The organism is Flavobacterium procerum, from assembly GCF_042431625.1.
GTDB lineage: Bacteria > Bacteroidota > Bacteroidia > Flavobacteriales > Flavobacteriaceae > Flavobacterium > Flavobacterium procerum.
The window spans coordinates 608599-621867 of sequence record NZ_JBHLYW010000022.1 but is presented as its reverse complement, the minus strand read 5'-3'; the positions used below and the strand labels follow the sequence as shown (position 1 = coordinate 621867).

At 34.9% G+C, this 13269-nt stretch carries 10 protein-coding genes; 7 read left to right on the top strand and 3 right to left on the bottom strand.

What is annotated here, in order from left to right; translation table 11 throughout:
• Nucleotides 1–3210 (bottom strand): PAS domain-containing sensor histidine kinase, encoded by a 3210-nt coding sequence (locus ACFFLS_RS22040; protein WP_379687505.1) that lies wholly within the window; start codon nucleotides 3208–3210, stop codon nucleotides 1–3.
• Nucleotides 3211–3436: 226 nt separating this feature from the next.
• Here ACFFLS_RS22040 and ACFFLS_RS22035 point away from each other — a divergent pair, with 226 nt between their 5' ends.
• On the top strand, nucleotides 3437–3775 hold the full coding sequence (locus ACFFLS_RS22035; protein WP_379687504.1) for a hypothetical protein: 339 nt from the start codon (nucleotides 3437–3439) through the stop codon (nucleotides 3773–3775).
• Between the two features lie 248 nt (nucleotides 3776–4023).
• The gene (locus tag ACFFLS_RS22030; RefSeq protein WP_379687502.1) at nucleotides 4024–4836 is read left to right on the top strand and encodes a hypothetical protein; all 813 of its coding nucleotides are present in this window, start codon (nucleotides 4024–4026) and stop codon (nucleotides 4834–4836) included.
• Between the two features lie 69 nt (nucleotides 4837–4905).
• Here the strand turns inward: ACFFLS_RS22030 and ACFFLS_RS22025 are convergent, their stop codons facing one another.
• Entirely contained in the window at nucleotides 4906–5166 is a 261-nt protein-coding gene (locus ACFFLS_RS22025) for an SWEET family sugar transporter (protein ID WP_379687501.1), read from the bottom strand.
• A gap of 65 nt (nucleotides 5167–5231) precedes the next feature.
• Entirely contained in the window at nucleotides 5232–6080 is an 849-nt protein-coding gene (locus tag ACFFLS_RS22020) for an SDR family oxidoreductase (RefSeq protein WP_379687499.1), read from the bottom strand.
• 345 nt (nucleotides 6081–6425) lie between these two features.
• On the opposite strand from ACFFLS_RS22020, the gene ACFFLS_RS22015 reads away from it, so the two are divergent.
• The 5 genes from ACFFLS_RS22015 to ACFFLS_RS21995 are packed head-to-tail and all read left to right on the top strand — an operon-like array spanning nucleotide 6426 to nucleotide 12994.
• Nucleotides 6426–7640 (top strand): hybrid sensor histidine kinase/response regulator, encoded by a 1215-nt coding sequence (locus ACFFLS_RS22015; RefSeq protein ID WP_379687497.1) that lies wholly within the window; start codon nucleotides 6426–6428, stop codon nucleotides 7638–7640.
• Nucleotides 7641–7655: 15 nt separating this feature from the next.
• A complete protein-coding gene (locus ACFFLS_RS22010; protein ID WP_379687496.1) occupies nucleotides 7656–11222 on the top strand; it encodes a response regulator in 3567 nt (1188 codons plus the stop codon).
• Between the two features lie 15 nt (nucleotides 11223–11237).
• Nucleotides 11238–11603, top strand: a complete 366-nt coding sequence (locus ACFFLS_RS22005; RefSeq protein ID WP_379687494.1) for a response regulator — start codon at nucleotides 11238–11240, stop codon at nucleotides 11601–11603.
• Between the two features lie 6 nt (nucleotides 11604–11609).
• A complete protein-coding gene (locus tag ACFFLS_RS22000) occupies nucleotides 11610–12419 on the top strand; it encodes a CheR family methyltransferase (RefSeq protein ID WP_379687492.1) in 810 nt (269 codons plus the stop codon).
• Nucleotides 12401–12994: a chemotaxis protein CheB gene (locus ACFFLS_RS21995; RefSeq protein WP_379687491.1), complete on the top strand. Its 594-nt coding sequence runs from the start codon at nucleotides 12401–12403 to the stop codon at nucleotides 12992–12994. Before ACFFLS_RS22000 ends, ACFFLS_RS21995 begins: the two co-directional genes overlap by 19 nt.
• Nucleotides 12995–13269 lie beyond the last annotated feature (275 nt).

The following is a 13269-nucleotide window of genomic DNA, read 5'->3' as shown; positions in this document are numbered from 1 at the left end:
TTAAGATAAATCGGGAAAGTAAAAGTTAAAGACAGAACCTTGGTCTTTCTCGCTGAAAACCATAATGATTCCCTTATGGTTTTCAACGATTTTTTTGACAATCGCCAACCCAATTCCCGTCCCAGAATATTCGCTTTCGGTATTTAATCGCTGAAAAACTTCAAAAATTCGTTCCTTATAAATAGAATCAAAACCAATTCCGTTATCCGAAATTTTTAAATGAAGATAGATTTTCTCAGGAAAATCGATAGTGCTATTTATCTCGCTTCCTTTAATTTTTTCAGTTTCAATCTTAATAACCGGAGAAACTCCTTTTTTAGTAAATTTTAATGCATTTCCGATAATATTATGAAACAACTGCCTGAATTGGAACTGGATTAAAGTTGCTTCGCCTAAATTTTTATATTCAATTCGAGCACCTTTTTCCTCAATACGGTCAGAGAAATCGCTTATGACTTCTTCGGCAATTTCGTCAAGTTTTACTTTGGTAAATATACGTTCGGCCGAATTTGTGCGCGAGTACGTAAGCAAATCCTGAATAAGATTCTGCATTTTTTTTGCCGAAACTTCAATTCTGGCAAGATACGTTTTGGCTATAGCCGAAATATTGCCTTCGTCTAAATCTGCAAGACGGCTGGCGAAAGTCTGAATTTTTCGAAGCGGTTCCTGTAAGTCATGACTCGAGATATAGGCAAACGACTGCAGCTCGATATTCATATTAACCAGATCGCGGTTTTTGATTTCTAGCTGTGTGGTACGCTCCATAATTTGTTCTTCAAGCTGAGTAGAAAAATTTTTCTGATCTTCGATATCGGTACTGGTTCCAACCCACATCTGAATATTTCCAAATTCGTCTTTTTGAGCAATTGCACGGCTTAACTGCCATCTAAAATCGCCATTGTGATATCTAAAGCGATGAATGAGCAGAAAGTCTTTTCCTGTTTTGACAGATTCCATCCAAATGTTTACATTTTCTTCACGGTCTTCGGGATGAACAATCTGAAGCCAGCCGTTTGCATCAATTTCTTCTTTTGATAAACCAGTGTAGGTATAAAATGTATTGTTGAAATAATTTAAATTGCCCAGCGTATCGCTTGTCCAAATCATTTGAGGCATAGAATCGGCGAGGAGCCTGAACTTTCTTTCGCTGGAAAGCAGTACTTGCTGAATTTCTTTTTCTATTGTAAAATCCATTACGGTACCAATCATTTTGGCTGGTTCGTCGAATTCGTCAAAGAATATTTTTCCGTGAACTTTAATCCATGCAATCGAATTATCTGGTTTAATAATTCGGGCTTCGTATTTATAAATACTCGTTTCAAGAGCTTCTTCAAAAGCATTCTGTAGAATTGCTTCGTCTTCTGGATGTATTCTTCCACGTATTTCCTGATGGATGATTTTAGTGTTTTTTTCGAATCCGAAAATGTCTAGAATATTTTCGGTATAAATCAGTTTGCGAGTCTGCAGGTTTAGGTCCCAAGTTGCAATTTCTGCAATTTCTGCCGCAAGCCGAATTCTTTCTTCTGCATTTTCAAGCTTTCTTCTGGCTTTTACTTTTGGAGTCACATCGTTTACCGTAACCATAACGCCCGAAACAGTTCCGTCTTTTTCATAAAGCGGTGTGTATTCGTAATCCAGATAGAATTTTTTCAGTTTTCCTCTAATATCCACATAAGCAATTGATTCGTTTTCACGAATTGTCTTGCCATTTTCAATAACATCATTTAGCAGTTCGGGATATTTTTGATTCATGAGTTCGGGAAAGATTTCCAGAAGCGGTTTTCCGATAGTATCCTTTTCTTCTTTCTGCCAAATGGTTTTCATCATTGTGGTATTGGCCAATTCGATAATATGGTTTTTACCTCTGAAAATGGCCATCGCAATCGGAGATTCGGTTACGATTTTCCGAAACGCATTTTCGCTTTCTGTCAGTAAATGTTTAGCTTTTATTTCATCTGTAACTTCATAAGAAACAATAATTATTCCCGAAACGTTGTTGTTTTCTCCTCTGATAGGGTGAAAAACCAAATTAAAATAGCATTCTTCTTCTTTCCCGTGGCGGTTTAAGATAACTTTCAGTTCATCAGAATGATAGGGTATTCCTTTATTAAAAACTTCATTAAGGAGCGGATAAAGAGTTTCTCTTGTTTCTGGGACTACATCAAACACAGGTTTTCCTAAAATATCTTTTTCCTGTTTGTCGATAATCTGAAGATAGGTCGGATTCGCCATTTCAATAATCAAATCCGGACCTTTTAGTATGCCAATTCCAAGAGGCAGCTGTTTAATAGTTTCCCTGAACCTCTTTTCGCTTTCTTCAACTGCTTTACGCATTAAAACCTGTAGCGTAACATCGGCAGCAATAGCGGTTATGCCGTAAATTTCGCCATTTGATTCCCGAAGTGCCTCATAGGTGACATTTATAAAAGTATTTTCTATCTGTCCTTTACGGCTGAGTTTTACAGGAAGTTCATAAGCAGTAAATTTTTCACCTGAAGAATAAACATGATAGAGAATATCTTCCAATCCTTGCCCGCGGGATTCAGGAAGCGCTTCAAAAATAGGTCTGTTAATAACCTGTTGTTCTGTTCTTTCCCAAATTTCTAACATTAAGGTATTAACGATTTCGACTACATAATTTGGGCCTCTAAATACGCACATTGCATTTGGAGCCTGCAAAATACTGTTGCGATAACGCTCTGTTGTGTCTTGTAGCTTTCTGTGAAGATTTACTTTTTCGGTAGTTTCATTACAGATAACCAGAACTCCAACTGTATTTCCTTCCTCATCATTTATAGGGCTGTTGCTGAATGTCCAATAGACTTCTTCGACTTTTCCGTTTCTAAAAATCGGAAGCAATTTATCTTCATGCCAAGTTGATTCGTTTTTATATAATACTTGGTCGAGTTGTGGTTTAACGAAATCCCATATTTCTGGCCAGGCTGTTTCGCCTTTTTCTCCTAGAATATACGAATGTTTACCGTCCTTTCCTAAGCTTGGGCGGTAAGCATCATTATAAAAGCAAATATGTTGCGGTCCCCAAAATAAAAACATGGGGAATTTTGAATTTAAAAGAATCCCCAGACTGGTTCGTAAACTTTGAGGCCAGGTTTCAATTTCGCCCAAAGAAGTTTTACTCCAGTCCTTGGCACGTATCAACGAACCCATTTCGCCTCCTTTGACAAGGAAATCGTGATGTTTGCTGCTCATTAAATTTTGTTTTTGTTCTTTTTAAAACAATAAAAAATTATGTAATAAATATACTATTTTCTCTACATATATAGAGTTCAGCATTAAAATTAATATAAAAAAAACACACTATTTGGTTGATTTTTAAATGAGATAAGAATTAAATCTATTGAGTTAATTTTATTTGCATTCAATCATGAAATTTGAAAAAGCAAAGTTTTAGTAACAATGTTAATTCATCCAAATCATGAAAAAAGAGCAGAAACACGAAACCGACTATATAGAAAAATATCAGAGCGAAGGATATACCTCTAATTTCTTATTTGAAAATGGTACCCTTATAGATGCTGAAACCAAATATGCTTATCAACCAGATGAAATATTTATTGTAGCCCATCATCGTTATGAAGGAATGAGCGACCCCGATGATATGTCAATCTTATATGTACTTGAAACTAAGAATCAAATTAAGGGAACACATTTAATAGGCTACGGACCGACAGCAGATTTGGAAGAAGCAGAATTTTTTAAAGATATTCCGAAAGCGAATTATGCTAAAAATGCAGACATTAATGAACTCACATAGATAAAATAGATTAGTATTTTATTTTGCTGATGAGCAGTTGTTTCAGTTTTATTCTGAGGCAGCTGCTTTTTTTATTCATTAAAAATGAAAGAAACGGACTGCAACTATAAATTATGAAATATTGGTCTGAAATTGTATAAGGGTTTGATTAACAAGTTGAAATAAATTTGGTATATACAAATTAGGGCAAGAAACAAGATTGATTTTTGTACGTAATAAGTACCAACCATTTTATTAAACCGAAACAAATGAAAAAACTTTACATAAATACAGGAAGCTTTGATGCCGTTTTTGATAATCTTACAGATAGTTTTGAAGGCACGTTAGTAAGTACTGAAAACGAATACAAAGTAAACATAAAATCGAAATGGGCAAAAGGAACTATAACTGGTGTTCGTTTTGATGAAATGATTTATTTGAATTTTGATTTAATGCTTCAATCAGATTTGAATTTGAGTATAGAATCTAACCGATGTGCTCCAGTGTTTTTTGCTTATTGTGAAAAAGGTGTTTTAAGACACAGTTTCGGTGCAGGAGGTGAGATTAAAAATCTTAAGAAACAACAATCGGGAATTGTTAGCAATACAACTGCAATAAATAGTGTTTTGTATTTTGAAAGCCACAAACAGATTCAGTTTTCTATAATAGGAATTCCGACCGCTTCAAAACAAGACGGCGAACTGGTGGCAAAAATTAGAAAACACTTTATCAGTGATTCTGGAAATTACATCTATACAGGAAACAGAAATGTAATGATAGAAGAGAAGATTACAGAGCTTAAATCGATTCCGAAAAGAGGAACTGTTCGATATCTGGTAATGAAAAACATCTTGAACGAAATAATGGAGCTTGAGATAGCCCAGCACAGTTACAACTATTTAAGCACATTTAAACCAGTTGTGAATATGGCAATGAAACAGCTTGGAGAAATCAAGAAGCTGTCTCATAATATCCCAGAACTGATTCAGAATGCAGGAATGGCGGGTCTGAATTATCTTCCTCGAATATTCAAAGAAAAACATTTGGCAGTTAAAACTTACGACCAAAAATTAGCTAGCTAGTAAGCACATATATATTCTTCATTTTTTCCACAAAAAACAGCTTTCAAAGCTGTTTTTTTTATCTCAAGTTCATTCTTTTTCATAATAAATAATAAAATAAACCATAATCAGGTTTAAGCAGAGCGAAATACTGTTGGTAACGATAATCGGCAGGTCATTTTTTAGGATTCCGTATACAACCCAAATCGCAATTCCGAAGGTCAGAATGCTGAACATTTTCAATGAAATCTCCTTGACTTTTTTGGTTTTCCAGACTTTTAAAATCTGTGGAATCGTAGAAATTGTCACGCAAGTTCCGGCAAATAATCCTATAACGTCTAAGTAATTCATGGGTTTTTATATTTATTGTTTTTTGTTTCAAGTTTCAGGTTTTACATTATCGTTTATTGACCATTTTAGCTTCCAACCAGTTCGCCTCCGTTAATGTGAATGAATTGTCCTGTTATGTAACTGCTGTCTTCGCAGGCCAGAAAAACGTATGCTGGTGCTACTTCAGAGGGTTGTCCGGCTCTTTCCATCGGATTGTCTTTTCCAAAATCGGATAACTTATCAAAAGTTGCCACAATCAGAGGTGTCCAGATTGGGCCTGGCGCGACGCCGTTTACGCGTATCTGTTTTTTTGCCAGCATTGAAGACAATGATCGGGTAAAGGTTACAATTGCACCTTTAGTACTTGAATAATCCAACAAATGTTCACTGCCTCTATAAGCGGTAACCGAGCTGGTATTGATAATTGCATCGCCTGATTTTAAAAACGGAAGCGCCGCTTTTGTGATATAAAAATAAGGATAGATATTGGTTTCAAAGGTTTTATGCAACTGTTCTGTAGTGACTTTTTCCAATTCTTTTTTCGGAAACTGAACCGCGGCATTATTGACCACAATGTTTAATTTCTTAAAATGGGTATGACATTTTTTTATTGCTTCTTTGCAAAATTTCTCATCCTTTAGATCGCCACTGATCAACAGACATTCTTGTCCCTCTTTTTCAATCATTTCTTTGGTTTTGAGGGCGTCTTTGTCTTCTTTTAAATAAACGATTGCAATATTGGCTCCTTCGCGGGCAAAATGTACGGCAACACTTCTGCCGATGCCACTGTCACCTCCCGTTATAAAGGCCGTTTTTCCTTGCAGTTTTCCGCTTCCAGTATAATTTTCTCTAATGATTTCGGGTTGTGGTTTCATTAAATGCTCATTTCCAGGGAGGTTCTGTTTTTGTTCGGGGAAAGTCTTTGTCTTTTTCATTATAATACTATTTATGCTTATATGCTTAAAATTAAGCACATTATAAAGCTGAAATTAACCGGAAAGAATAATTGTTTAGCTCAATTAAGAGGCAAGTCTAAGAACAGAAAAAACACTTAGGAGAGGAAAAAGATAAATGTTTCATAATTACCATCTAAAAGATGGGAATTTTGTAAAGATTTCTAATTTAAATAAAAAAGCTGCACGGTATTTTTTTTATATTTTTGAGAATTTAGATGAAGTTTTGCTAGGGAACTTTTGATTTTTATAAAAAAAACATGACAATTTTTAAATAATTTTAAAGAGTAAAGTTTTGATTCACAACCGATTTAGTCCCCCATTCTCATGGTATTAATTGTAGACGATATTAGGGCAAATATCATTGCCTTAAAGAAAACTTTAGAGCTGCATAATATCGATGTAGATACTGCCGAATCGGGAGAAGAGGCGTTAAAGAAAATTCTAAAGACAGATTATTGCCTGATTATAATGGATGTTCAGATGCCCGGACTTGACGGTTTTGAAGTAGTTAAGATATTATCCGGAAACAAACGAACCAAAGACATTCCTGTAATTTTTCTTTCGGCTCTCAATACCGAGAAAAAATATATTTTTAAAGGATATGAATCCGGCGCAGTAGAATACATCACTAAGCCTGTAGATTCTGATTTGCTGATTCTCAAGGTTAAAACTTTTCTTAAGATTTATGAACAGCAGAACGAACTTAAAGCTATAAAAGATCTTCTTTCGAAAGAAATTAAAATCAGGAAAGAAGCACAGGACAATCTCGAAATCAAAATTGCCGAGAGAACCAAAGAACTGGTTCAGAAAAACGAAGAACTCGAGCTTAGAAATCATGAATTACAGCAATTTGCCTGGGTTGTTTCTCACGATTTGAATGAACCTATTCGAAAAATTCAAATTTTCATTAAAATTATAAAAGATCTTTATCTAAAATCAGATGAAAAAGCGGTCGATTATGTAAACAGAACGATAAAATCGGCAGAACGAATGCAGACGCTTATTACCGATCTTCTTGCGTATTCGAGACTTTCGGCTCAGGTAAAACCCGAAACGACAGATTTAAATGTTGTGCTTCAAGAAGTACTTTCTGATTTCGATTACCTTATTGAACGTAAAAATGCTGTCATAAAAACCAATGAATTGCCGACCATTGACAGTATTCCGAGTCAGATGCGTCAGGTTTTTCAGAATCTTATCGGGAATGCATTGAAATTTTCGGGTGGCGACGAACCGCCTTTCATCGAAATCATTTCAGAACTAATTGCCGATAAATCGTTTGACAGTCCAACAGCACCCGAAGGGAAATATTGCAGAATCACAGTAAAAGACAACGGAATTGGTTTTGATGAAAAATACCTAGACAGGATATTTATCATTTTCCAAAGTCTAAATGACCGACAAACCTATGAAGGAACCGGAATTGGTTTAGCGATTGCCAAAAAAATCATCGAGAAACACAACGGATTAATAACCGCAAAAAGCGAAGTAGGCAATGGCGCAAGCTTTATAATTGTCCTTCCTTTAAAATACGAATAAATACAATTGAAAAACATGAATGGTAACTTTAAAAGAAATCTGCTTATAAGTTCGTTGGTTTCATTATTGGTTTTGACAATCAGTTCTGTCGCTTCTTTTATCAGCATACAAAGTTTATTAAGCAGTAATTTCTGGGTCAACCATACCCAAGAGGTAATCTATAATTTAAACGAAGGCTCATCTATAATAGTAGAAGCACAGACCAGTATGCGCGGTTATCTGCTCACCGGAGACGAACAGTTTGTTGACCGTTTTAACGATTCTGAAGCCAGATCAAACAGCTACTTTGATAAACTAGACGAGCTCACGGTAGATAATCCTTCACAACAAAACCTTCTAAGCGATTTAAGAAATAAACGTCTTGGGTTTTTTAAGTATCTGAACAATCAAATTGTAAAAAAACGTCTAAATAAAGAAGCCTTAATTTTCGATTTGAATGAAGGAAGATTAATGATGAACGAAATGCGTGTCATCATTAAAAAAGTTGAAAGCACCGAACAACATCTTTTAGAAGAACGTATTGCCAATTCTGAGCGTTATGGAACTTATAGTTTGATTCTGATTGTCGTTGCGTTTTTTATTGCTTTTCTTATTTCGATTGTATTTTTAATCAGAATATTGAAAGATTATAACGAACGCTCTTTGTTACAAGGTGAATTGGAGAAGAAAGACAAAGAAACGGCTCAGAGAATTGAAGCAATCAGTACGATTGCAACCAATATTTCAAAAGGAAATTATGATATTAGGGTCGATGATACAAAGGCTGATGCGTTAGGAAGCGTTGGGGAGTCACTTAATACAATGGGAGTTTCGCTAAAAAGTTCCTTTGATCTTTTATCTCAAAAAGAATGGTTGCAAACTGGTGTTGCAGAATTGAATAATGTAATGCTTGGCGAAAAAACGCTTCAAAAACTGTCAAAAGATATTATTGAGTTTTTATGCCATTATACGAGCAGCAGTGCGGGAGTTTTGTATGTTGTTGAAGAAAATGAACTGGTATCTGCCGGAGGATACAGCTATATACCAAACAAGAACCGTGAACGAATTCAGAACGGAGATGGTCTTATTGGACAGGCAATTTCTTCAGGAAAAATACTAGAGCTAAAATCTTTATCTCCAGATGATATTCAGATAAATTATGCTTTGGGACAGGTAAAACCTTCTCATGTTGTGGCAGTTCCTTTAATCGATAATAAAATTGAAGGCGCTGTTGAACTTGCTAGTATTTATGGTTTTTCTGAATTGCATTTAGAATTTCTGAAAACGGTTTCTAACAATATCGGAATTGCGATAAAAGCAACTCAGAACAGAAAACGTGTCTTAGAATTGCTGGAAGAAACCAAATCTCAGGCTGAAGAATTGCAAGTGCAACATAGTGAATTGGAAGCAATTAATGCCGAATTGGAAGCACAGACCGAAAAACTGCAAGCTTCTGAGGAAGAACTTCGTGTACAACAAGAAGAATTGGAACAAACCAATGAAGAATTGTCGGAAAGAAGTGTTTTATTAGAAGAAAAAAATACCGAAATTCAGAAAAAATCTGAAGCTTTAGAGCTTACGACGCGCTACAAATCGGAATTTTTGGCTAATATGTCACATGAATTGAGAACGCCTCTAAATTCAATTTTATTGTTAAGCCGTTTGTTGTCCGAAAATAACAATCAAACAATGAATAATGAAGAAATTGAGTTCGCAAAAGTAATTCAGAGTTCAGGAAACAGTTTATTGGGATTGATTGACGAGATTTTGGATTTATCTAAGATTGAAGCCGGAAAAATGGATCTTGAGTTTATAGATGTTTCAACAAGAGAAATTACTGATAACCTTTGGAATCTTTTCAATATTGTTGCTAAAGAAAAAAATATCAAATTTGAAATAATTGCCAAAGACGCACCAATTGTTATTAAAACAGATAAAATGCGTTTAGAGCAGATTCTTAAAAACTTGATTTCTAATGCCATTAAATTTACGGACAAAGGTTCTGTAAGCCTAGAAATCAAAGTTGATTCTGATGACGATAAAATTATCTGCTTTATTGTAAAAGATACGGGAATCGGAATTCCGGTAGAAAAACAGCCTTTGATTTTCGAAGCTTTCCAGCAAGCAGATGGATCTACAAAACGTAAATATGGAGGAACAGGTCTAGGATTGTCAATTAGCCGTGAATTAGCCAAATTGTTAAGAGGTGAAATAATTTTGCATAGTAAAGTCAACGAAGGAAGTACTTTTACGTTATGTCTTCCGGTTTTAGGATTTGCAATTAATAAAATTTCGACAAATAAAATTCCGCATGCAGAACCGATAGAAGATGAGGAAATAGAATCTGAAGAAGAAAGAATAAGATACATCAGCCCGGTCATTCCTAATGAAATTGAAGATGACAGAAACTCGATTCAGGAAGGCGATAAAGTAATTCTGATTGTAGAAGACGACATTAGTTTTGCGAAATCGCTGCTTGTCTTTACACAGAAAAAAGGCTATAAAGGAGTCGTAGCGGTACGAGGAGATTATGCGCTTAATTTTGCCTTGATTTATAAACCAGTCGGAATTTTACTGGATATTGAACTTCCGATAAAAAGCGGTTGGGAAGTTCTAGAAGAATTAAAAAATAATTCGCATACCAAACATATTTCGGTTCATATCATGTCTTCGCACAAACTTAAGCAAGAAAGTTTGCTCAAAGGAGCTGTAGATTTCTTAGATAAACCAGTGGCTTTTGATAAAATTCCAGAAGTTTTTATGCGTATTGAACACATTATCAACAAGGAATCACAGAAGGTTTTAATTATCGAAGACAATCCGAAACATGCCAAAGCACTTGCTTATTTCTTAGAAACGTACAATATTAATTCTGAAATCAAAAGCGAAGTTTCGGAGGGATTAACGGCTTTAAACAGGGAAGAAGTAGATTGTGTGATCTTGGATATGGGAATTCCAGACAAACAAGCGTATGAAATTTTGGACGGCGTAAAGAAAAATCCGGGATTAGAAAATCTTCCTGTAATTGTTTTTACAGGGAAAAGTTTGTCTATTAAAGAAGAATTAAAAATTAGAAAATATGCCGATTCGATTATCGTAAAAACAGCTCATTCGTATCAAAGAATGCTCGATGAGGTTTCGCTTTTCCTTCACTTGGTGGAAGAAAAGAAAGAAGGAAAGAAAAAAGAAAGTCCGAAAAAGCTTAATTCGCTAAATAATATTTTGTTTGAGAAAAAAGTTTTGATTGTAGATGATGACGTTCGTAATATTTATTCGCTTTCTAAAGCTTTAGAGGCATTTAAAATGAATGTTATTACTGCTTTTGACGGAAAAGAAGCGATTAAGATATTAGATGAAAATCCAGATACGGATGTAGTTTTGCTCGATATGATGATGCCAAACATGGATGGTTATGAAACTGCCGAAAAGATAAGAAGTAATCCTAAATTCCTTAACTTAGCCGTAATTGCCGTAACAGCAAAAGCCATGACAGGAGACAGGGAAAAATGTATCAAAGCGGGAGCTTCAGACTACATTACCAAACCGGTCGATGTTGACCAGTTGTTATCGCTGTTGCGAGTTTGGTTATATGATAAAATCTAATTTTTTAAAGTACAGATGAAGAAAAAACGACTGTTGATTGTTGATGATGATTCAAGGAATATTTTTGCCTTGGTTAATACTTTAAAAGCAAGATCTTACGACTGTTTATCGTGCTTAAGTGCAGAAGAAGCATTAAGAATTTTGGCTGAAGATGCAACTATAGATGCCGTTTTGATTGATATGATGATGCCAGAAATGGATGGTTATGAGGCAATTCCGCTTATTAAAGAAATTCCGTTGCAGGAAAATGTGTTTATAATTGCGGTAACGGCTCAGGCTATGAATGGCGACAAAGAAAAATGTTTAGAGGCTGGGGCAGATGCTTACATCTCAAAGCCTGTAGATGTAGACAAACTCCTGCAGCTTTTGAGTGAAATTTGATGAATTATGATTGAGGATATTGAATTAGAAACGCTCATCAATGATGTTTATGAATATTATGGATTTGATTTTGGAAGTTATTCCAGAGCTTCGCTAAAGCGTCGTGTTTACAGAGTTTATCAGCTCGACGGTTTTAAGCATTTTCATGATTTTCTTTCCCGTGTCCGAACAGATGCGGAATATTGCAGAAGAATGATTGACGAAATTACGGTAAACGTAACAGAAATGTTTCGCGACCCGTCATTTTATATGACTTTAAGAAAAGAAATTTTGCCCTTATTAGGAACCAAGCCTTTTATACGCATCTGGCATGCCGGATGCTCAACAGGCGAAGAAGTCTATTCTATGGCAATACTGCTTCATGAAGCAGGTTTGTTGCACAAATCGCTGTTGTATGCTACAGATGTAAATGCATCTGTTTTAGAAACTGCAAAAAGCGGGATTTTTCCACTTCGTATGATAAAAGATTATGCTGATAATTACAGGGATTCAGGCGGACAAGAAGACTTTTCAAACTATTATATTGCCAATTACGGTTACGCAAAATTTAACCAAAATTTGGCAGAGAAAATGGTGTATTCACAACATAATCTTGTTTCTGACACTTCTTTTAATGAGTTTGATTTGATTTTGTGTCGCAATGTCTTAATTTATTTCGATAATAATCTACAGAAAAGAGTGGTTAAGTTATTTGATGACAGTCTTTCTGTACTTGGTTTTTTAGCATTAGGAACAAAAGAAACTATAAAATATTCTATATCTCAAAGCAAATACAAACAATTTGATAAAGAGAAAATATGGAGGAAGATAAAATAAAATTAAATTATAAAGTGGTCATTATAGGAGGCTCGGCAGGAAGTCTTCAGGCTTTACTTCAGATACTACCTTTTATGCGGCGGCCTATTTCGTATGCAGTCGTAATTGTGGTACATCGCAAAAGTTCAGACGAGCAGACCTTAGAAGATCTAATTACATTAAAATCAAAAGTTGAGGTAAAAGAGGTTGAGGACAAAGTGCGTCTTTTGCCTGGCTTTATTTATATAGCGCCGTCAAATTATCATTTATTATTTGAAAAAGATGAAACACTTTCGCTGGATACTTCCGAAAAAATCAATTACAGCAGGCCTAGTATAGATGTTTCCTTCGAATCGGCTGCTGAAATTTATGGCAGCAATCTTGTCGGAATCCTATTATCGGGTTCTAATTCTGATGGCACTGCGGGATTGCAGGCAATTCAGAAAGCGGGAGGCACAATTATTGTTCAGAATCCGCTTTCTGCAGATATGTCTTTTATGCCTAATAATGCCATTCAGCATACAAATCCCGATTATATTTTGACTACAGAGGAAATTCTGGAATTTATTACTTCAATAAATAAAGAAACTGCTTAATTTGTTTTTAAACATATAGAAACATAGTTTTTTTAATCTACAAAAAGAGTGGAAAACAAATCTAGATTTGAACACATAGTTATTGTGTTTAAAATTAAGCCACAGATTAAAAGGATTAAAATAATTTTTTTAAGTGTCTATAATTTTTGCCACAAATTGCACAAATTTTATCGAATTAAAATTTGTGGAAATTGGTGAAATTCGTGGCTTGTTTTTTCTCCCGCAGATTTAGCAGATTTTTTTTAAATCCTTTTAATCTGTGTGTAAACTTTTTA

Bases quoted from the DNA above. Each gene is read 5' to 3' on its own strand.
- ACFFLS_RS22040 (WP_379687505.1), bottom strand. From the start codon at position 3,210: ATGAGCAGCAAACATCACGATTTCCTTGTCAAAGGAGGCGAAATGGGT.
- ACFFLS_RS22035 (WP_379687504.1), top strand. From the start codon at position 3,437: ATGAAAAAAGAGCAGAAACACGAAACCGACTATATAGAAAAATATCAG.
- ACFFLS_RS22030 (WP_379687502.1), top strand. From the start codon at position 4,024: ATGAAAAAACTTTACATAAATACAGGAAGCTTTGATGCCGTTTTTGAT.
- ACFFLS_RS22025 (WP_379687501.1), bottom strand. From the start codon at position 5,166: ATGAATTACTTAGACGTTATAGGATTATTTGCCGGAACTTGCGTGACA.
- ACFFLS_RS22020 (WP_379687499.1), bottom strand. From the start codon at position 6,080: ATGAAAAAGACAAAGACTTTCCCCGAACAAAAACAGAACCTCCCTGGA.
- ACFFLS_RS22015 (WP_379687497.1), top strand. From the start codon at position 6,426: ATGGTATTAATTGTAGACGATATTAGGGCAAATATCATTGCCTTAAAG.
- ACFFLS_RS22010 (WP_379687496.1), top strand. From the start codon at position 7,656: ATGAATGGTAACTTTAAAAGAAATCTGCTTATAAGTTCGTTGGTTTCA.
- ACFFLS_RS22005 (WP_379687494.1), top strand. From the start codon at position 11,238: ATGAAGAAAAAACGACTGTTGATTGTTGATGATGATTCAAGGAATATT.
- ACFFLS_RS22000 (WP_379687492.1), top strand. From the start codon at position 11,610: ATGATTGAGGATATTGAATTAGAAACGCTCATCAATGATGTTTATGAA.
- ACFFLS_RS21995 (WP_379687491.1), top strand. From the start codon at position 12,401: ATGGAGGAAGATAAAATAAAATTAAATTATAAAGTGGTCATTATAGGA.